20 protein-coding genes and 1 pseudogene are annotated in these 20,229 nt (G+C 67.8%); 12 read left to right on the forward strand and 9 right to left on the reverse strand.

Translation table 11 applies throughout. The annotated features are described in order from the left end of the window. Positions 1–50: 50 nt before the first annotated feature. Positions 51–464, reverse strand: coding sequence for a (R)-mandelonitrile lyase (locus tag MVF96_RS21020; protein ID WP_247450301.1), 414 nt, complete (start codon positions 462–464; stop codon positions 51–53). A 40-nt stretch (positions 465–504) separates the two neighbouring features. Next, positions 505–1,524 (reverse strand): zinc-dependent alcohol dehydrogenase family protein, encoded by a 1,020-nt coding sequence (locus tag MVF96_RS21025; protein WP_247450303.1) that lies wholly within the window; start codon positions 1,522–1,524, stop codon positions 505–507. 171 nt (positions 1,525–1,695) lie between these two features. Here MVF96_RS21025 and MVF96_RS21030 point away from each other — a divergent pair, with 171 nt between their 5' ends. The 8 genes and pseudogenes from MVF96_RS21030 (at position 1,696) to MVF96_RS21060 (ending at position 7,021) form a co-directional block, all read left to right on the forward strand. Continuing rightward, positions 1,696–2,562 carry a helix-turn-helix transcriptional regulator gene (locus MVF96_RS21030; RefSeq protein ID WP_247450305.1) on the forward strand — a complete coding sequence of 289 codons (867 nt, stop codon included), beginning with the start codon at positions 1,696–1,698 and terminating at the stop codon, positions 2,560–2,562. Between the two features lie 130 nt (positions 2,563–2,692). Continuing rightward, positions 2,693–3,103: a globin domain-containing protein gene (locus MVF96_RS21035; RefSeq protein WP_247450306.1), complete on the forward strand. Its 411-nt coding sequence runs from the start codon at positions 2,693–2,695 to the stop codon at positions 3,101–3,103. 109 nt (positions 3,104–3,212) lie between these two features. Next, positions 3,213–4,382: an LLM class flavin-dependent oxidoreductase gene (locus MVF96_RS21040; protein ID WP_058249683.1), complete on the forward strand. Its 1,170-nt coding sequence runs from the start codon at positions 3,213–3,215 to the stop codon at positions 4,380–4,382. Between the two features lies 1 nt (position 4,383). Then, complete coding sequence (locus MVF96_RS21045; protein WP_247450308.1) at positions 4,384–4,635, forward strand: SRPBCC family protein; 252 nt, start codon at positions 4,384–4,386, stop codon at positions 4,633–4,635. 231 nt (positions 4,636–4,866) lie between these two features. Then, positions 4,867–5,139 (forward strand): annotated as a pseudogene (locus MVF96_RS24720) (flavin reductase family protein); the annotation flags it as partial. 68 nt (positions 5,140–5,207) lie between these two features. Further along, positions 5,208–5,402, forward strand: coding sequence for a flavin reductase family protein (locus MVF96_RS24725; RefSeq protein ID WP_418930406.1), 195 nt, complete (start codon positions 5,208–5,210; stop codon positions 5,400–5,402). Then, positions 5,399–6,655 (forward strand): 3,4-dihydroxy-2-butanone-4-phosphate synthase, encoded by a 1,257-nt coding sequence (ribB, locus tag MVF96_RS21055; RefSeq protein WP_247450310.1) that lies wholly within the window; start codon positions 5,399–5,401, stop codon positions 6,653–6,655. The genes MVF96_RS24725 and ribB overlap by 4 nt, the downstream gene beginning before the upstream one ends. After that, complete coding sequence (locus MVF96_RS21060; protein WP_065632466.1) at positions 6,656–7,021, forward strand: hypothetical protein; 366 nt, start codon at positions 6,656–6,658, stop codon at positions 7,019–7,021. It begins immediately after the preceding gene. A 32-nt stretch (positions 7,022–7,053) separates the two neighbouring features. On the opposite strand, the gene MVF96_RS21065 is transcribed toward MVF96_RS21060, so the two are convergent. After that, on the reverse strand, positions 7,054–7,776 hold the full coding sequence (locus MVF96_RS21065) for a helix-turn-helix transcriptional regulator (protein ID WP_247450312.1): 723 nt from the start codon (positions 7,774–7,776) through the stop codon (positions 7,054–7,056). Between the two features lie 44 nt (positions 7,777–7,820). Between MVF96_RS21065 and MVF96_RS21070 the strand changes: the two genes are divergently transcribed. Further along, the gene (locus MVF96_RS21070; RefSeq protein ID WP_418930451.1) at positions 7,821–9,293 is read left to right on the forward strand and encodes a fatty acyl-CoA synthetase; all 1,473 of its coding nucleotides are present in this window, start codon (positions 7,821–7,823) and stop codon (positions 9,291–9,293) included. A gap of 21 nt (positions 9,294–9,314) precedes the next feature. Here MVF96_RS21070 and MVF96_RS21075 read toward each other — a convergent pair whose 3' ends face one another. From MVF96_RS21075 to MVF96_RS21085, 3 genes are read right to left on the reverse strand one after another with little or no spacing between them, the layout of a single operon-like run. After that, positions 9,315–11,687, reverse strand: coding sequence for a PEP/pyruvate-binding domain-containing protein (locus tag MVF96_RS21075; protein WP_247450314.1), 2,373 nt, complete (start codon positions 11,685–11,687; stop codon positions 9,315–9,317). Then, positions 11,684–12,721 carry a TIGR03617 family F420-dependent LLM class oxidoreductase gene (locus tag MVF96_RS21080; RefSeq protein ID WP_247450315.1) on the reverse strand — a complete coding sequence of 346 codons (1,038 nt, stop codon included), beginning with the start codon at positions 12,719–12,721 and terminating at the stop codon, positions 11,684–11,686. Before MVF96_RS21080 ends, MVF96_RS21075 begins: the two co-directional genes overlap by 4 nt. A gap of 9 nt (positions 12,722–12,730) precedes the next feature. Further along, entirely contained in the window at positions 12,731–13,846 is a 1,116-nt protein-coding gene (locus MVF96_RS21085; RefSeq protein WP_247450317.1) for an Rv3169 family protein, read from the reverse strand. Between the two features lie 51 nt (positions 13,847–13,897). Here MVF96_RS21085 and MVF96_RS21090 point away from each other — a divergent pair, with 51 nt between their 5' ends. Continuing rightward, positions 13,898–14,497: a TetR-like C-terminal domain-containing protein gene (locus MVF96_RS21090; protein WP_247450319.1), complete on the forward strand. Its 600-nt coding sequence runs from the start codon at positions 13,898–13,900 to the stop codon at positions 14,495–14,497. On the opposite strand, the gene MVF96_RS21095 is transcribed toward MVF96_RS21090, so the two are convergent. After that, a complete protein-coding gene (locus MVF96_RS21095) occupies positions 14,472–15,425 on the reverse strand; it encodes a proline dehydrogenase family protein (protein WP_247450321.1) in 954 nt (317 codons plus the stop codon). The genes MVF96_RS21090 and MVF96_RS21095 overlap by 26 nt on opposite strands. Positions 15,426–15,506: 81 nt before the next feature. Between MVF96_RS21095 and MVF96_RS21100 the strand changes: the two genes are divergently transcribed. Beyond that, the gene (locus tag MVF96_RS21100) at positions 15,507–16,274 is read left to right on the forward strand and encodes a glycoside hydrolase family 16 protein (protein WP_247450322.1); all 768 of its coding nucleotides are present in this window, start codon (positions 15,507–15,509) and stop codon (positions 16,272–16,274) included. 41 nt (positions 16,275–16,315) lie between these two features. Here MVF96_RS21100 and MVF96_RS21105 read toward each other — a convergent pair whose 3' ends face one another. Beyond that, positions 16,316–17,227 (reverse strand): LysR family transcriptional regulator, encoded by a 912-nt coding sequence (locus tag MVF96_RS21105; protein WP_058249674.1) that lies wholly within the window; start codon positions 17,225–17,227, stop codon positions 16,316–16,318. 359 nt (positions 17,228–17,586) lie between these two features. Here MVF96_RS21105 and MVF96_RS21110 point away from each other — a divergent pair, with 359 nt between their 5' ends. After that, the gene (locus MVF96_RS21110) at positions 17,587–18,885 is read left to right on the forward strand and encodes a GGDEF domain-containing protein (protein WP_247450324.1); all 1,299 of its coding nucleotides are present in this window, start codon (positions 17,587–17,589) and stop codon (positions 18,883–18,885) included. On the opposite strand, the gene MVF96_RS21115 is transcribed toward MVF96_RS21110, so the two are convergent. Further along, positions 18,833–20,197 carry an FAD-binding oxidoreductase gene (locus MVF96_RS21115; protein ID WP_078113730.1) on the reverse strand — a complete coding sequence of 455 codons (1,365 nt, stop codon included), beginning with the start codon at positions 20,195–20,197 and terminating at the stop codon, positions 18,833–18,835. The genes MVF96_RS21110 and MVF96_RS21115 overlap by 53 nt on opposite strands. Positions 20,198–20,229: the final 32 nt, after the last annotated feature.

A 20,229-nucleotide genomic window follows, 5' to 3' on the forward strand; every position in this document is an offset into this window, starting at 1 on the left:
TGACGTGTCAGGCAACCCGAAGAGCCCGGTTCACCGTCGAGTTCGACTGATCAGATCCCGAGATCCGGCGCCTGCCCGTACTCCTCGTCGGTGACCGGTTGCAGCCACTGCACGACATCGTGGTCGTCGTCGCCCTCGTTGATCGCGAGATGGACCATCAGACGCGTCGGCGCGGCACCGTGCCAGTGGTCCTCGTCGGCTTCGAAGAGCACGCGGTCGCCGGGGCGGATCACCTCGATGGGCCCGCCGCGCCGCTGGCACAGACCGATGCCCTCGGTGACGAAGACGGTTTGGCTGAGCGGGTGCCGGTGCCAGTGAGTGCGCGCACCCGGCATGAAATGGACGAGGCTTGCCGACACACGCGACGGCGGCTGGGAGGCGGCCGCCGCATCGATGTAGACGTCGCCGGTGAACCAGTCTGCGGGTCCTTTGACGGTGTCGATGGAGCTGCGAGTGATCTTCATGCAGAACACCTTTCGTTTGCCGTGAGGGTACCGACCGAGGTCAGACGGTGAGCAGCACCTTGGTCGCGCGGCGTTCGTCCATGGCGCGGTATCCCTCGGCGGCGTCGTCGAGGGGGAGGGTGAGGTCGAAGACCTTGCCGGGATCGATCTCCCGCTTCCAGATGAGGTCGATCAGGTCGGGCAGGAAGCGCCGCACCGGGGCCGGCCCACCGTGCAGGTGGACGCCGGAGAAGAACAGCTCCAGGCCGGGGAGTTCGACGTCGTGCGAGACGCCGACGTAGCCCACGTGGCCGCCCGGCCGAGTCGACCGGATCGCCTGCATCATCGACTCCTGCGTGCCGACGGCTTCGATGACCGAATGCGCACCGAGCCCGTCGGTGAGCTCCTTGATCCGTGCCACGCCCTCGTCACCGCGTTCGGCCACGATGTCGGTGGCCCCGAACTCGCGGGCGAGCGCCTGCCGGTCGGCGTGCCTGCTCATCGCGATGATGCGTTCGGCGCCCAGCTGTTTCGCGGCCAGCACACCGAGCAGTCCGACCGCGCCGTCGCCGACGACGGCCACGGTCTTACCCGGACCCACCTCAGCCGCCACGGCACCGAACCAACCGGTGCCGAGCACGTCCGATGCCGCGAGCAGCGACGGGATCAGGTCGGCATCCGGCTGACCGGGAGTCGGGACGACCGTGCCGTCGGCGTGCGGAATCGGAGCGTATTCGGCCTGCGTGCCGAGGGCGCCCATCGGCTCGGCGTGCACACACCGGGACTTGTAGCCGGCGCGGCAGATCTCGCAGGTGTTGTCCGAGGCGAAGAACGAACCCACCACGAAGTCGCCCACCCTGATCGACGACACCTGGTCCCCAATCTCGGTGACGGTGCCGACGTACTCGTGGCCCATCGGCGCGTGGTCGACGTCTTCGATGCCGCGGTACGGCCAGAGATCCGACCCGCAGACGCAGGTCGCGGCGATCTTGACGATCGCGTCGGTCGGTTCCTGGATGGTCGGGTTCTCGCGATCGGCCACCCGGATGGCGCCGGGGGCGTCCATGATCACTCCGCGCATGTGTTCTCCTCGTCAGTCGGTTCCGCCACCTGCTCGCCTCACGAGACGAGCACGACGGCAGCTGCGGTCACCCATCAAGGCAACCGCATGCGTCGCGTCCGCGACAGTTCCTGTCGGGAGGTGTACTGACAGGGCACCCCTCGAGGCCGCCGCCCGTCCTACGCTGGGCGTATGGACAACCGTGCCGAGGTTCGCGAGTTCCTCATGTCGCGCCGCGCGAAGATCACGCCCGAGACCGCAGGGCTCCCGGCCGGCGGTAATCGCCGCGTGCCCGGTCTCCGACGCAGCGAGGTCGCGACCCTCGCCGGGGTGAGCGTCGAGTATTACTCCCGCCTGGAACGGGGCACCATCGCCGGCGCGTCGTCGTCGGTCCTCGAATCGCTCGCCAGAGCACTACAACTCGACGACACCGAGCGCGCCCACCTTCTCGACCTCGCCCGGGCCGCCGACGGGATACCCGCCTCCGGACGCACGAGGCGTCGTTCGGGGAAGGCCACGGCCTCGCGCCACAGCCTGACCTGGGCACTCGACGCCATCACCGACGCCGCTGCCTTCGTACGCGACTCACATCAGGACCTGCTGGCCCCCAACGCCCTCGGTCGCGCCTTCTACTCGCCGGTCATCGGCGACGGCGGTCGCACGCCGAATCTGGCCCGCTTCCAGTTCCTCGATCCGGCGAGCCGCGACTTCTATCCGGACTGGGACCTGTTCGCCGAGATGTGCGTCGCCATCATGCGGGCCGAGGCGGGACGCGATCCGCACGACAAGGCGCTCCAGGATCTGGTAGGTGAATTATCTACGCGCAGCGACACTTTCCGCACCCTCTGGGCCGCGCACAACGTCCGGACACACGGCACCGGGACGAAACGCTTCCACCACCCGGTCGTCGGCGAACTGACGCTGGCCTACGAGGAGCTCGCCGTGACCGCTGATCCCGGGACGATCCTGATGATCTACACCGCCGAGCCCGGCTCCCCCAGCGCGGAACGCCTTCGATTGCTCGCTTCCTACGCGGCCAGCGAGGTCGCCGGCCTCTGAGTCACGTCAGCGTGATCTGTGCCGGTCCGGCCATTCCGCTGTGCGAGGGCCTACGTCGTGCTAGATGTGACAGAGATACAAGAACTGTTTCATTGCTACATCGCACGATTCCGACGAGGTGCAGCCCCCCATGTTGAACCCAGAGGTATTGCAGGACAGCCTTTCCCTGGTCATTGACGACGAACAGAAGTTGATGCTCGACTTCTACGACCGATTGTTCGCCGAACATCCGGAGGTCCGGCCGATGTTCGGCACGGACCTTCGACCCCAGGCGACCATGCTCCAAGAAGCCATCGGGGCCGTCCTCGACCACCTCGACGACGCCGAGTGGCTCGGCCGAACACTCGGCGCGCTGGGACGCCGGCACAACGACCTCGGCGTGACGCCCGAGATGTACGGATGGGTGGCCGACGCTCTGGTCACGACGATGGCCGAACACGGCGGCGGAGCCTGGACCGGCGAGATGACCGCGGCCTGGAACGACGCGCTCGGCGCGGTGGCGGGCCTCATGCTCGACGCGTATCCGGCCGTCGCCGACTGAACGGCGGCGGTCGGTCGCCGCCATCGAATGTCTACTTTTGCGGACTTATCTCGCTGTGTCGTGAGTCATAGCTTCTGATGTGTACCTCTCACGTCACACAGGAGTTCCGATGACCAGACTGAAGTTCGGCACGTTCCTCGCCCCGATCCACGAACCGGGACAGAACCCGACGCTGCTGCTGCAGCGCGATCTCGAATTCGTCCAGTACCTCGAGCAATTGGGATACGACGAGGCGTGGTTCGGCGAGCATCACTCCGCGGGTGCCGAGATCTACGCGTCGCCCGAGATCATGATCGCGGCGGCGGGCGAGCGCACCAGTCGCATCAAACTCGGCACGGGCGTCACCTCGGTCTCGTACCACAACCCGCTCTGGGCGGCCGAGCGCATGATCATGCTCGATCACCTGACCCGGGGCCGCGCCCTGTTCGGCCTCGGGCCGGGATCGCTCCCGACCGACGCCGCGATGCTCGGCCTCTCGCAGATCGACACCCGGGAGTTGCTCGCGGAGAACACCGACATCATCATGCGCCTGCTCCGTGGCGAGACGGTGACGGCCAAGACCCGCACCCACGAACTCTTCGACGCGAAGATCCAGATGGCCCCCTACTCGGATCCGCTGTTCGACGTCGTGGTCGCCGCGATCGCGTCGCCGACCGGTGCGCGCCTCGCCGGCAAGTACGGCATCGGCCTGCTGTCGATCGCTGCCACGCTGACCGCTGACGGTTTCAGTGCACTGCAACATCATTGGGGCCTGCTGGAGGAGTTCGCCGCGCAGGCGGGACGCAGCGACGAGGTGGACCGGTCGACGTGGCGTCTGGTCGGTCCCTTCCACATCGCGGAGACCAAGGAGCAGGCCTACAAGGACGTCGAGCACGGCATCGAGTACTGGTTCAACTACCTCCAGCACGTGGCGGCCTTCCCGCAGATGGACGTCCGCGGGACCAACAAGCACGAGATGATCGACTTCATCAACACCTCCGGCATCGGCGTCATCGGCACCGCCGACGAGGCACGCGCACAGGTCCAGCGCCTGATCGACCAGTCCGGCGGTTTCGGCACGCTGCTGATCCAGGGTCACGACTGGGCGAACCCGCAGGCCACCCGGCGTTCCTACGAACTGTTCGCTCAGGACGTCATGCCGTACTTCCAGGGGCAGGCGCAACCGATGATCGACGCCGCGGCACGCGCCCAGGCGGTCCGCGAAGGTCAAGCGGCCGAACACGTCAAGGCCGTCGAGCACATGACCAAGAAGTACGAAGCCGAACTGGGACGGGTGTGACATGGCGAGCATCGAAGTGACCAAGGACTTCCCGCTGTCCGCCGGGGACGTGTGGTCGTGGATCGGTGACACCGGCGCTGTGGCGGCGTGGATTCCGGCCATCGACGCATCGCGGATGGACGGCGACGTCCGTCACGTGGTCTTCACCGACGGCGCACCGGCGCGCGAGCGCATCGTCGCCTTCGACGAGGAGGCGCGCACGTACTCCTACGAGTACATCGACGGACCGCTTCCGCTCGAGCACTACCGCTAGACCATCTCGGTCACCGCAGTCGGCGACGACACCTGCTCAGTTCACTGGTCAGCGAAGTTCGGCGCCGAATCCGCAACGGTGGAAGCCGAACTCGCCACCGCGATCGAAGGTATCTACGCGGCCGCCCTCGACGAGTTGGCCACCAAGGCCGTCCCGGCCTGATCCCGGTTGCCCGGCGGGTGTGTGCGTCCTTGACCCCGCACCCGCCGCGGCCGCATCGGAAGGACTTCCATGAACACCAGTCACATCGCCGACGACGTCGCGTCCGTGTACGCCGACGACCAGGCGTCGGTCCGCGACCGGTTCCGTGAAGTGCTCGCGCACTTCGGTTCCGGCGTCGTGGTCATCACGTCGGCCGGCCCGGACGGTTCGCCCGTGGGCATGACCGTCGGCTCCTTCACCTCGATCTCGATGGAGCCGCCGCTGGTCGGCTTCTTCGCCGGCATCACCTCGACGACGCTGCCGTCGGTCGTGGCGAACGGCTCCTTCTGCGCGAACGTGCTGTCCGAGGATCAGCATGTCCTGGCGCGCACCTTCGCCCGGAGCGGCGCCGACAAGTTCGCGGGCGTGGAATGGACCCCGTCCGGCAACGGCTCCCTCGGCTGGCAGGTGCACATGCGTGGATCGAGTGCACCATCGACGAGCACCGCCCGATCGGCGATCACGAGCTCGTCGTGGGACGGGTCGACGCCCTCTCCGTTCCCGCCGCCAGCGAACCGTTGATCTTCCATCGCTCGCTGTTCCACGGACTGCGGGCACACCGATGAGCCACGAGGACCGTGTGCCCACGGACAGCACCGCCGCCGTCGAACGGTGTCTCGACCAGCTCCGCCTCGGGCGACCGGTGATCGTCGTCGACGACGCCGACCGCGAGAACGAGGCGGATCTCGTGATGCCGGCACAATTCGCCGACGTCGACGACATCGCCTTCTTCCTGGAGTTCACCTCCGGCTTCCTGTGCGTCGCGATCACCGCGGATCATGTTGCCGCACTGGAACTGCCCCCGATGGTCGACGACCCGACCGACCCCCTCGGCACCGCGTTCACCGTCAGCGTCGATGCCGCGGTCGGTGTCACGACCGGGATCAGCGCGGCCGACCGGGCCCGGACCATCCGCGCCCTTGCCGACCGCGAGGTGGGTCCGGCAGACCTCACCCGGCCGGGCCACGTGATGCCACTGCGCGCCAGGCCGGGCGGGGTCCTGGAGCGTCGCGGACACACCGAGGCAGCCGTGGACCTCTGCGCCGCAGCCGGTCTCGAACCTGCCGGTCTCATCTGCGAACTCGTCAGCCCCGACCGGCGCGCGATGCTCGGCGGGGCAGACGTCCGGGACTTCGCCGCGCGGCACGGACTCGAGATGGTCTCCATCGCCGATCTCGTGGCCCACCGCCGCGCAGGCTGCTCGGTGGAACGTGGCGCGACCTGCGCGCTGCCGACCGATCACGGGATCTTCGAGGCCACCGTGTACCGATCATTCAGTGGCGCAGAACATCTCGCACTCGTGTACGGCGAGCCCGCGCAGGGCGAACCGCTCGTGCGCATCCACAGCGAATGCCTCACCGGGGACACGCTCGGCTCGCGCCGATGCGACTGTGGCGCCCAGCTGCGAGCCGCACTCCAGCACGTCGCGGACGCCGGAGCCGGGGTCGTGGTGTACGTCGGCGGACACGAGAGACGCGGCATCGGTCTCGCAGCCAAGATCGCCGCCTACCGACTCCAGGACCTCGACGGCGTCGACACCGTCGACGCGAACCTGCGTCTCGGTCAGCCCGTCGACAGCCGGGACTATCGGGACGCGGTGGCGGTGCTGGCAGATCTCGGCGTCAGACGGGTCCGGTTGCTGACCAACAACCCGGCCAAGGTCGACGGGCTGGCCTCCAACGGCATCGAGGTCGTCGAGACGGTCGGACTCGAGATCGAGGCCACCGCGGACAACGCCGGATACCTCGCCACCAAGCGCGACCGGCTCGGCCACCGGCTGACGCCGTCCGTGGCAGCGACATCGACGGCGGTGGTCTGAATGTCCGACGACAAGAGCACGGAGAGAGCCGGATTCGGCTCACTGTTCGAGCGGGTGACGGTGATGCACGCGACCGACCGGTGGGCCGGCGTCGCCGGTGACGTCGAAGCCGTCATGGGATCACCCAGGTTCTCCGACGGGTCCGCCTGGGCGGCCTGGGATGCGCTGAGCGTCTCCGACGAGACGGACGGGCCGGCCTGGTCACTCCTCGCGCGGACTGCCGATCTGGCAGCCACGATCGACGTCGCGCGCTCACTGGGCTGGCATGTCGGCCAGAAGTCGGTGGGAGGCCACGAGACTCGCGTGCCCCTGCGTTCGCCTAGCGGGCTGACCGTCATCGCGTACACACCGACGCCTGCCCCGTGACCGCGCCGGGAGTCGTCTCGGGAGCAGCCCGTTCAGCGAGCGCGGCGGCGAGAACGCAGCACCGCGGTCGCGAGCTCGGCCCGGTTGCGCAGTCCCGCGGCGTCGAAGATGCGACTCACGTACTTCTTCACCGACAGCTCCGACAGCGACAGGCGCTGGGCGATCTCGGCGTTGCTCAGGCCGTCGCTGGCGAGCTCGGCGACCTCCAGCTGTCGCGGTGTGAGCGCGGCCAACGGGTCGACGGGCTCGTGCGCCGCGGACACCGTCGTGGATCGAGCCCGCAGCTGACGCGCGAGGATGCGCATCGCGAGCAGGTCGGATTCGTCCCACTTCCGGACGCGGTCGAACATGCCGACGAGGGCCTCACCGTCGGAGAGCGGCAGGTGCAGGGCCGACGCGGTCTCCATGTCGTTGGGGTGCAGATAGTCCACGACATAGGAGCGCTGCGGGACCGGCAGGCGCGACAGTTCTTCGAGGGTCGCGAATCCCTCGGCCGTGAGGACCCGCCGGGCACGCGGCAGCGCGAAGATGTCCTTGTCGCGCCATCGTTCGCGGTAGTCCCGCAGCAGCGGGGCCGCGGCGCCGGTCAGCAGCGGTGCCGGGTCGTCGAAGATCTCGCTGTAGGTGCGGCCGTGGAAGAACGTCACGTCACGAACCCCGAAGTATGTGGAGATGGCCTCGACCAGGCCCTCTTTGAAGTCCTGACCGCCGGCCGCGTGTTCGCACTGCTCGAGCACCGCCAGGACCCCGAGCATCTGCCGACGCGACAGCAGGTCCTGCCATCCACCGCGACACCTGCCTGACCTTCCGGGAGTTCGACGACGCGGTCGACCGGGTCGCCGCCGCGTTGCACGCCGCCGGCCTGCGGCAGGGGCAGACCCTCGGCATCCTGTCGCACAACTGCTGGCAATTTCCCGTGGTCATCTTCGCCGCCGCGCGAATCGGGGTCATCTCGGTCCCGATCAACTTCATGCTCACCGCGGCGGAGATCGCGTACATCCTCGACGATTGCGGCGCGTCCGGCCTGATCGTCGAAGACGCGCTCGTGCCCACCGCCGACGAGGCGATCGCCGCATCGACCGCACCGGTGACCGTGCGTCGGTCGATCCCGCTCGGTCCCGACAGTTTCGGTTCCCGATGGCCGTCCGTCGACGACTGGGTACGCGAACCGGCCGGGCCGCTGCCCGCTGTCCGCGTCGCCGACGACGACGTCATCCGCATCATGTACACCTCCGGCACCGAATCCCGACCGAAGGGCGCGATGCACACGAGCCGGACGCTCATGTGGCAGTACATGAGTTGCGTTGTCGCGGGCGGGATGAGCGACGACGACATCGAGGTGCACTCGCTTCCGCTCTACCACTGCGCGCAACTGGAAAACTTCCTCATCACCGACATCATGCTGGGCGCGACCAGCATCATCCTCGATCGCCCGGACGCCGCAACGCTTCTCCGCACTGTGGCGCAGGAGGGTGCGACCAAACTCTTCTGCCCGCCGACGGTGTGGATCTCGTTGCTGAGTTCCCCCGACTTCGACCCGGATGCGCTGTCGTCGCTGCGGAAGGGCTACTACGGGGCCTCCGCGCTCCCCGTCGAGGTGCTGGGCGAACTGACCGCAGCCCTCCCCGGCCTTCGTCTCCGGAACTTTTATGGCCAGACCGAGATGGGCTCGCTCGCCACGGTTCTGGCGCCCGACGACCAGGCCACGCGCGGCGGGTCCGCCGGCCGCCCCGCACTGAACGTCGAGACCAGGATCGTCGACTCCGACGGCCGGACCGTCCCTGCGGGCACCGTCGGCGAGATCGTGCATCGCAGCCCGCAGGTGACCGTCGGCTACCTCAACCTGCCCGAGAAGACGGCCGAGTCGTTCCGCGGGGGCTGGTTCCACAGCGGCGATCTCGGCTACTTCGACGGCGACGGATACCTGTGGGTGGTCGATCGGCAGAAGGACATGATCAAGACCGGCGGCGAGAACGTGTCGAGCCGTGAGGTCGAGGAAGTGTTGTTCGAACACCCTGCCGTGCAGGAAGCGGCGGTCATCGGCGTTCCGCATCCCTACTGGGTGGAAGCCGTTGCGGCGGTGGTGGTACCGGCCCCCGGTTACACGATCGACACGGGGTCGATCACACAGCACTGTCGAGACCGGCTCGCGCCGTACAAGATCCCGAAGATCGTGATCGCGAGCGAGTCCCTGCCCACGAACCCCAGCGGCAAGATCCTCAAGCGCGACCTCCGTGACCACTACGCCGACATCGCCTCGGGTGAAGGCTGAACCCGCTGGTTCTCAACCGGTTCAGCTCGCCTCGAGCCGTTCGACGATCCCGCGATCTCCATCGACCCGCACGCGGTCTCCCGTCCGCAACACCTGGGTGCCCACCAGGGTGTTCACGACGCACGGCAGTCCGTACTCGCGGGCGACCACCGCACCGTGCGAGACCGAACTGCCGATGTCGGTGACCAGTGCACCGATGACGGTGAAGTACGGCGTCCAGCCGACGTCGGTGACAGGTGCCACGAGGATCTCACCGCGCTGGACATCACGCGCCTCCACGATCGACTTCGCCACGCGCACCACGCCTTCGACGGTTCCCCGGCCCGCCGGTCGACCCACGATCCGGCCATCGCCGACATTCCGCTCAGGAGCCACGACGCGCGGGGACGGGCGGCCGACCGACACATCGTCGAACTCGAGCCGATCCTGGTACGACAACGCTTCTCGACGCTTCCGCGCACTCTCGACGAGGTCGGTGACGTCGCCGGCGCCGACGATCCGTTGCAGCTCCGCACGGTCGAAGAAGAAGACGAGATCGGCGTCGGGAAGCCGCCCGGTCTCGACCAACACCTCGCCGAGGTGCCGGTAACCGCGCTTGAGCCGATGGGCCATCAGCGCCATCCGCGACTTCGTCTCCTCGCGTCCCCGCGCACCGCCCTGCGCCAACCGGGCCAGGACTCGGATCGCCCGAGCGGGGTGCGGGTCGGCGGGCGCACGGTCAGGTCGCGCGACGGTCCGGGTCCCGACCGACCGCAGCATCACCTGCATCATCGCCCCCAGACCACCGGGGTCATCGGCCCAGGACGGGTCGCGCATGCACAGTTCGCGGTACCCGCGATGTCCGTGGCGCTCGAGGAATCTCCGCAGGGCCGAGCCGGCACTTCCGTCGGACGACTGCAACGTCGTGACCGCATCGTCGGGCGGTGCATCGAGGAACGCGTCGGCGACCGCGGGGTCCGTGGCGATGGCCCGAACCACCGCGTCGAGTTCGGCGAGCATCATGGCGCTCTCGACTTCCGACGCGCCGGCCATGAGCCGGGCGGCCTCGGCCTTGCCGTCGTCCTCGGTGCGGCCGTCCTTCTCCGCGCGCCGGACCAGCACGCTCTCGAGCACATTCGCCGCGACGGCAGCGCGTGAGGACGACCGCACATGGATGAGGGTGACGTCGCAGTACTGGGCGACCCCGGCTTCCAGCTCCTGCCATACGATCCGGGGGTCGCGGCTCGTCGGCACCGCGAACCCGGCGATCTCACCGGGCAGTCGACGGATGGCGGGACCGACCGACAGCGCATGCGAGGTCAGCCGGACGGTGTTCCCGAGCTTGCGCCGGAACGGTTGTGGCGGCTTGGGTTCGAGCTCGTCGATGACCCGCCCGCAGATCGAGGTCGAGAACTGTTCCAGCGAGTTCCCGAGGATGCCGGAACTCAGTGCCGTGCCCTCGGTCAGGTTCAGGAACATGTGCCCGTAGAAGTAACCCACCTGCAGCCAGGGTTTCTCGTATCGCTCCTGTGCCCGGGCGACCACCTGCACCATCTGCATCGCGTAGTCGATCGCGAACCCGGAGACCGATGCGGTCAGCGGGCAGAACGCGCCCGGCATCATCTCGCCGATGTTGCATCGTGTGTACACATGGTCGGCGCCGGCCACCGGCGAGTCCATCTCGTTCAGGTCACCGGGCAGCGTGGTGATCGGCCGAGCCTGCAACCACCAGAGCTCGCCAGACCTGTCGATCGCCCATTCGAGATCCATCGGCCGGCCCCACTCCTGCTCGGCCCGGCGGGCGCCGGACTGGATCGCCGCGATCTCGACCGGCGACAGAACCGGCGCCGCAACAGTTTCGTTGACCACCGCGGTTCCGTCGGCATCGAGCACGACGTGATCGGGAGCAACCGTCCCGTCAACGAGCGATTCGCCGAGTCCGGAAACGACGTCGATCACCGTCAGGTCCCGCCGACCTGAGACCGGGTCCGCGGTGAACACCACGCCCGCGGCGCGCGCATCGACCATCCGCTGGACCACCACATTCATGGTGGCCGAGGCATTCCCGCTGTACGACGACGCGCGGCGCGAGTGCACGGAGTCGGCACAGGCGCGAACCGCGTCGACGAAGCGGTCGACGGTGTCGACCCCCAGCACGGTGTCGTACTGACCGGCGAAGGACTGGTCGTCCCCGTCCTCCCCCACGGCCGAGGACCGGACCGCGACCGGTGTCCATCCGGCGGCGGCCATCTCGTCGAATCGTGCTGTCGCAGCGTCGGACACCCCCGACACGCCGGCAATCACATACCCGGGCGGCACCGGGAGACCCAGGCGCCGCAGACGTGCGAGTCCGGCCGCCTTGCCGCCGTACCGGTCGTCGGCGATCTCCTCGAATTCGACTGTCTTCGCGCTCATCTCGCGTCACCGGCGAGGGAGTCGACGATCTCGGCCAGCGGTTCCACACCGATGGGTCCCGGTTGATAGAGGCAGATGCGGTCGGACACACCGTCGACGCGGTCGCGGATGTGTGCGGCGATCTCGGCCGGAGTGCCGCAGGCGGCGATGGTGTGGAGGATCTCGTCGTCGATGAGTCCGGCCATCTCCTGCCAGCGGCCCTGCTTGGACATCGCGTTGAGTTCCGGCTGCAGGTCTCCCCATCCGTGCGCATCGAGCACGGGCCGGTATGCGGGAGTGGAACCGTAGAACGCCAACAGCATTCGCGTCGAGGCATGGTCGTCCGTCACATTCGGCCCGCTCGCTCCGCTCCCGGCGCCGGACGCGTCCGAACCGACCGAGACGATGATCTCGGGCACCACCTCGAAGTCGTCCTCGCTCCGACCGGCTGCCGCGAGACCGTCGCGGACCGCGGGCAGCGTCGTGCCGTGCAGGAACCGCTTCGATCCGAACGGCATCACCAGCAGGCCGTCCGCGACCTCCGCGGTGGCACGGGTCAGGCGGGGCCCCAGCGCGCCCAGGTAGATCGGTGGCGGCCCGTACGGGTTGGGGCCGGGCACGAAGGTCGGCGTCATCAGGGTGTGCCGGTGGTACTGACCCCGGAAGTCCAGACGCTCACCGTCGTTCCACGTCGCGAAGATCGCGCGCAGGGCGCCGACCATCTCCTTCATCCGCTCCACGGGTCGGTCGAACTCGGCGCCGTACCGCTTCTCGATCTGCGCGCGCACCTGGGTACCGAGTCCGAGAATGAACCTGCCCTCACTGAGCAACTGCAGGTCGTTCGCCTGATGAGCCAGTTGAATCGGGTTGCGCGGGAGCGCAATCGCCACATTCGACATGATGTCGAGCCCGTCCACCGCCGTCGCCAGCGCGAGCGGCGTGAACACGTCGTGCGGACCTTCGAAGGTGAACACACCGGACGCGCCAGCCTCCTGCAGCGCCCGCGCGCGATCGACCGCTCCGACCGGATCGAACAACGCCGTCATGATCTTCATGTCGATGTCCTAGCCGATCACATCGGTCCAGTCGGAGAATCCCGACGGGTGATGAGGACCGATGACGCCGTGCTCGAACAGACCGGCACCATGCCGGACGGTGCCGTCCGGTTCGGTACAGACGGCCGACCCGACGTGGTCGATCAGACTGAAGGGCGCCCGCGCCATCACCTCCGGGTCGGTGAGGTCGAAGCTGACGCGTTCGGCGAACGGTCCGTCTTTCCATGTGCCGTGTCCCCACGACGAGTCGCCGCCGTACCCCGATCCGAACGCGATGGGAGCGAACAGTTTTGATTCCACATCGAGGACCACCCGGTCACCGGCCCGGGTCAGGAACTCGACGTGCGCGCCCCGGGGAATCCGTGTGCCCGACGTGTAGTCGATGGCGACGCGCACACCGTCGAGTTGCTCGACGCGACCGTCCCGCCAGCGCCGCGTGCAGTCGTAGAGACTGCGATGACCGTCGGGATCCTCCTGCAGGATCAGGAACAACTGGAAGTCGTCGAAGGCCAACGGCAGGTACAGCCACCACATACCGCGGAAGGCGGTGTCGGGCCGGCCCGCGGGTTCGGACTCACCGACGGGGCGGATGCCCCACGACCGGTCACGACTCGCCACGCTGGTGTCGTGCTCGACCGTCAACCGCTCCCCGTCGACATCGATCCATCCCTGCCAGCTGCCCACTTGCGCAAACCGGCACGCCTGCAGGGTGACCCGCCGTTCGGTGAGCATGTCGTGCGGCTTCTCCAGCGCCGCGGGGAAGAGACCGCGCCAGGTCAGGTCGGCGGAGATCCCCTCGGTCTCGGCCAGCGTCAGATGTAGTTCTTGCAACGGCTCCAGCACATCCAGGCGGTAGCCGTTGACGTTCTGCCGCAGGCGGTCGTCGTCGATGGCGTCGCTCAGGTGCACCGCGGTCTGGGTGTCGCCGCGCCGGACGACGAAGTAGGCGTCCTTGACCCCGAGCCGCGGGTAGTAGCCGATGCCGGTCAGCGCCATGAACCGGCCCTCGCGGTCGAGGACGTTGAAGTACGAACGGTCGTAGAAGTTCCGGTCGGAGGTCGCCGGCCAGGTGATCGGCGCCGGGGCCTGATGGATCGGATATTCGTCGAGTGGACTGAGTTCCACGGACCCTCCCATAAATACGATGCACACCGTATTGCAACTATGCTGGGACTCATGACAGCAGATGGCCGAAGGGAACACAAGAGGTCGAACCCTGCGTCGCCCGGACGGCCCCGCGACGGGCGGATCGATTCCGCGATCATCGCGGCCACCCGCGAACTCATCCTCGAGACGGGCTACCCGGCGCTGTCCCTCTCGGCGATCGCGGCCCGCGCGGGCACCACCACCGCGGCCATCTACCGGCGCTGGTCCGGCAAGGCCCAACTCGTCCACGAAGCGGTGCTGGCAGCCGAAACCCTGGAACCGCCAACGGGTTCAGGTGACGCCCGACAGGACATCCGGGCCCTTGTCGAGATCGTGCGTGCCATGTTCAACCGACCCGAGGTGCGCGTGGCGCTTCCGGGTCTCATCGCCGACACCGTGGCCTCACCCGAGCTGCACAGTCAGATGATCGCCCGGCTCGCCGGCGACCTCACCGCCTTCGAATCCCGGTTCGGTCAGGAACGCCGGGGCGACGACCGGTTGCCCATGCTCGCGGAGGTCGTCGCCGGTACCGCGATCTTCCGCATCCTCATCCGCAGCGACGCCGCACTCGACGACGCGTGGGTCGAGGAGATGGTCGAGCTGATCACCGAGCGGTGGCCGGCGGGCTGATCGGCGCGCGCCCCAGGTCGACGATGACCTGGAACACCCGCGTCGGGTCTTCGGCGATGCGGTTGAGGACGTACAACCACCATTCCGAGCCGAAGATGCAGTATTCGCGCGTGGCGATCCCCTTCGCCGCCAAGCGGTCGAGGAGGTCGGTGCCGAGACCCATCAGCATCTCGACCTCGAGAGTGTCGGCGGCGCCGACCGAGTCGAGGACGCGGGTCAGGAGCACCTCGTCGTGGGTCGCGAGTGTGAGGGTGCCGCCGCCGTCGACGATGCGCCGCGCGAGCCGTTCGAAGCGCTCCGCCAGTGCCGGGTCCTCTCGCGACAGCGCGGTCGAATCCGATTCGTAGAACGCACCTTTGACGAGACGGATGCGGCCACCGATCGCGAGGAGGCGTTCGACGTCGTCCGCCGAGCGGTGGAGCCGTGCCTGAAGTGTGATGCCCACGTTGTCGAATCGCTGTGACAGCCAGTCGTAGACCTCGAGAACCTGGTCGGCCCGGTCCGACCCCTCGGCCGAGATCATGAAGACCGAGTTCACCGCGGCACACGCCTGCGCCAGGCGGGAAGCGTTGTCGCGCACCAGTTCCTCCGAGACGAGGAGGCCGATGTGCGACAGATCGCCGGAGACCGTCGACGGCAGTCCGGTCCGGCCGATGTGTTCGGCGACAGACACGAACACGTCCGTGGCCGCCGTCGCTTCGGCGGCATCGCGAACGCTCTCCCCCGTGTACTCGATGCTCACCCGGTGCCCGCGTTCCACGGCGCGCGCTCCGGCGCGGATCGCGGACTCGACATCTTCTCCCGCGGTGTAGCGGTCGGCGACTCGCCGCGCACAGTCGGCGAGCGCGGGGTCGGCCATGACCCGGGACTTCAGCTCTTCGTCAAGCGCCCATCGCCGGAGAGTGTCGGCCGCAGTTGTCGTCTCCAAGTCATCCCACCTCTGATCACGCCTGTGCCGACCCGCACACACTACGCGTGTGGCCCTCGAAAGTCGTTGTACCGTAATCCCATGGACCGACACGCCGCGGATCTGACGGGCCTCACGACGACCCTGCACGACGACTTCACCGGCGACGGTTTCGACCCCCGGACGTGGATCGCCGCGTATCTGCCGCACTGGTCGACACCCGAGAACTCCGCCGCCCGGTGGAGCACATCGGAGGGACGCTCACGGCTGTGCATCGACGACGACCAGCCCGCCTGGCGGCCGTCCGAGTCGGGGATGCGGGTCTCGAGCCTGCAGACCGGGCATCACGCCGGCCCGATCGGCAGCCCGGTCGGTCAGCACGCCCACCGCGACGGACTGACCGTCACCACCGATCGCGCCTCGGAGATCCGCTTCGCCCAAACCCACGGCCGGTTCGAGGTGACCATGCGCGCGATTCGCGATCCGGCCTCGATGGTGGCGTTCTGGCTTCTCGGCACCGAGGAGCGCCCCGACGAGTCCGGCGAGATCTGCGTCGCCGAGATCTTCGGCCCGCGGCCCGGCGAGCCCTGGACGGTCGGGGTGGGCGTCCATCCGCACCGTGACCCTCGGATCGTCGACGACTTCTCGGTCATCGAGATCCCGCACGATCTCGCCGACCTGCACGAGTACGCCGTCGACTGGGAACCTCACCGACTCGTGTTCAGCGTCGACGGGCACACGGTCAAGACGGTCGACCAGTCCATCGACTACCCGATGCAGTTGATGCTGAGCGTCTTCGACTTCCCGGACCGCGCCGTCCCCGACTCGACGGTCGGGTACCCGCGGATCTTCGACGTGGCCGCGGTGTAGGTCAGCAGACTCGACGGCACCTGAGGCCTGCGGCCGGAGCCTCAGAGCGAGTTCTCGGCCGCGGCGAGGATCTGACGCCGCAGGGTCGACGAGGTGTTGGGCAGCCACATCGCACGGACGGGCGCGAACGGCGGATCGGTGAACTCGACGATCCGGATGCGGTTGACGTAGATCCAGCCGGGTTCATTGGTGACGAAGGCGCACGCCTTCGGGTGCGCGATCACCGCCGTGTGCGGGGGCGTACCCAGCAGGGTCGACAGGATGATCTTCGGTTCGAACCCGGCACGCCGACACATGCCGACGAGGATGTCGGTGTACTCGTACTCGTGCTCGGGACCCCAGACGACGATCTCGTAGCCGGCGAGGTCGGCCATGTCGACCCGGTCGTGCGCGGCCAGCGGGTGATCGGCACGCACCGCCAGACGCAGTTCGTGTTGTGTCGCGATGGTGGTGGCCATGTCCGGCGGGGCCGCCACGCCTCGTCCGAGAGCCATGTCGATGGCTCCCGACAGCAACTCGTCGCGAATGAGTTCGGCGAAGACCGGTCGTACCGTGATCGGCACCGACGAGTCGGCGAGCACCACCGGTTCGATGATCCGGAAGACCTCGGAGGAGGCGAGGTCCGGGGCGTGACCGATCACGAACGGCGCAGGCGAGCCGGCGTCCACCCGTCGTACCTGCGTCGCGAGCTGTTCGCCACCGGCCAGCAACGGCACTGCACCACGGTAGAGCGCCTCACCGGCAGGCGTCGGCGTGAGGCTTCGGCGCGACCGCGAGAAGAGCTCCACACCGAGGTGTCGCTCGAGTTCGCGGATCGCCGAGGAGAGCGCTTGCTGGCTGATGAACAGGTCATCCGCGGCGACACGAAGGCTGGGCGCCTCCATCACCACGACGAACATCCGCAGCCGTCGGAGGTCGATATCGCGTAGTCCGGGCTCCCCAGGACCATTCATCAACCATCTCCTGTCAGTTATCCCGATTGATGTGATTGTAGGTTGACCATCGAGCCAATATGCTGAATTCCGCGAGGCCAGGTTCGCGTCGGCCACATCGCATTCGGACTACCTGCTGGGGTCCCTCCCGCGGAGGGGACGGGAGGACCCCAGCAGGAGGCGGCTGATCGGGCCCGATCGGCACGACCGTCTCAGCGCGCATCAGATCGACGGCGATTCTGCCGATTCTTACATCTTTCGCTCCGTTGGGTCATATCGCGGATTTCGAGAAGAAACGATCTTTAATCGTCCTCTAAACTCCGTAACGTGTGTTCGACGATTCGTCGTCGCGACATGCATGCGCGTCACGCGCATCACGAGTGAAAGAGGACGCGGCCATCGAGCACCGAAATCGCGGAGACCACGAGGAACGGCCCGCCGCACGTTTCCGGGCTCTTCGCCACGGGCCGGCCACCGGTGAGATATCCGGACACCCCCACCTTTTCTACGACAACGCCGATCACGTCCTCAAACAGGTCCGGATGCGCGAATGGCATGTCCGCGTCACCATCGCCGTACTGGTCGCGGTCTGCGGAGCGCTCGGCACGATCGCGCTCTTCACGCCGAGTGGCACACAGGGATCCGTCCCGCGCTCGATCGCCCTCGGCATCGTAGTCGCCACCACGATCCCGATGGCTTACGTGGTCAGCCGGGTCCACCTCGGCGTGATCTGGTGGACCAAGCAGTCGTCGATAAGAGGATTCAACACCCTGTTCGTCCTGTGGGCCGACGCTGTGCTGACCGTCGCGATACTCGCCATCTTCGACATCATCCTGGCCCAGTTCTGCGCCGTGATCTTCGCCGTCATCGGGTCATATGTGGCGCATTTCGTCCGGTCCCCGGTCGCGTACGCCCACATGATCTACTCGAGCATCGCGGTCTGCGCGATGGGCCTCGTGTCCTGGGCAGATGGCACTCCGGTGTTGAACGTCCTGTTCACCACCCTCGCATTGTTGGTCGTCACCAATGGCACCACGGCCCTTCATCGCAGTTACACATCCGATTTCCAGCGATCACTGAAACATCAGCTCATCATGGCGAATACCGATTCGCTCACCGGATTGCTGAATCGTCGCGGCTTCATCTGCGCGACGACGACAATGCTCTGTCGCAGCCCCGCCCACCCGTTCGCATTGGTCACCGCGGATGTCGACCGGTTCAAGGCCATCAACGACGAACACGGTCACGCGACTGGTGATGACGTCCTGGAGCGGGTCGCGGCGATTCTGCAGGGGGCCACCGACGAGCAGGCCATCGTCGCGCGACTCGGCGGTGACGAGTTCGCGATCGCGACGCTTGCCGACGAGACCTCGGTGCGCGCGCTCGCCGAACGCATCCGTGCGCGGCGCATCACGATCCCCGGTGGCGCGACCGCGACGATGAGCCTGGGGATCGCCGTGGGGGTCACACCGGGCGGCCACATGTCCGCCGACGACGCCGACGCCTTCATCCGGCACGAGTTCGATGTCGCCGATGACGCGCTCTTCGACGCCAAGGCCGCAGGCCGCGACGCCTATGTGGTGGCGGGGCGCACCGCGGCCTCCCGGTCCACCGGAGGACGCCCGGCTACAACAGCACGCCCGGGTTCAGCAGACCGTCGGGGTCGAGAGCCTGCTTGATCCGAGCCGTCAGTTCCATGACGTCGGGCCCCACCTGGTCGGGCAGCCAGCCCTTCTTCAGTCGCCCCACCCCGTGCTCGCCGGTGATGGTGCCGCCCAACTCGATCGCGAGGTCCATGATCTGACCGAAGGCGACCTGCGCGCGCTTCGCCTCGTCCACATCGGCGGGGTCGAAGACGATCAGCGGGTGCGTGTTGCCGTCGCCGGCGTGGGCGATCACCGAGATCATCACCCGGTTGCCGGCCGCGATCTCGGCGACACCGTCGATGAGGTCGGGCAACGAGGGCAGCGGTACGCCGACGTCCTCGAGCAGCAACGATCCCAGCTTCTCCACCGCCGGGATCGCCGCGCGGCGGGCCGCGGTGAACGCCTCGCCCTCGACGGGGTCGTCGGTCGCGAAGACCTCGCCGACGCCATTGGACTCGAACGCCTTCCGGATGAACTCGACCTCGGCCGCGCCGGCCGCACCCGGGGCGTCGGACTGGGCGACGAGCAGCGCCCCGGCCTCTCGGTCGAGGCCCATCCGCAACAGGTCCTCGACGGCGTTGATGGCCACCGAGTCCATGAACTCGAGCATCGCGGGACGCATTTCCCCGGTCACCGCCAGCACCGCTCGGCTGGCGTCGTGCACCGAACCGAACACACCGACGACGGTGCTCGCGGGGCCTTGCGGTGGCAACAGCCGCAGGGTGACCTCGGTGATGATCCCGAGCAGCCCCTCGCTGCCCACGAACAGCTTGGTCAGCGGCAGGCCCGCGGAGTCTTTGAGCTGCTTGCCGCCGACGCGTACCGCCCGGCCGTCGGCCAGCACCACCTCCAGGCCCAGGACGTAGTCCGTGGTGACGCCGTACTTGACGCAGCACAGTCCGCCCGCGTTGGTGGCGACATTCCCGCCGATCGAGCAGATCTCGAACGACGACGGGTCCGGCGGATACCACAGCCCCGACGCGGCGGCCGCGGCCTTCACCTCCGAGTTGAACAGTCCGGGTTGGACGACGGCGGTGCGCGTCGCCGGGTCGACGTCGATGTCCCGCATCTTCTCGGTGGACAGCATGATCGCGCCGTCGACCGCCGTCGACCCGCCCGACAGACTGGTACCCGCACCCCGCGTGATGACCGGGACACCGTTGGCGGCACACCAGCGAACGGTGTCCTGCACTTCGGCGGTGGTGGTCGGCCGAACCAGCGCGAGCGGGGTGCCGGCCGTCGGATCGGCGGCACGGTCCTGCCGGTAGCCGGCGAGGATGTCGGCGTCGGTGACCACCATGCCGTCGGGAAGGGAAGCGGCCAGCGAACTCGGGTCGGCACTCATCTGTTCAGAGTATTCGCAGACCGAACGACCAC

It is taken from the genome of Gordonia hongkongensis (genome assembly GCF_023078355.1).
Taxonomy (GTDB): domain Bacteria; phylum Actinomycetota; class Actinomycetes; order Mycobacteriales; family Mycobacteriaceae; genus Gordonia; species Gordonia hongkongensis.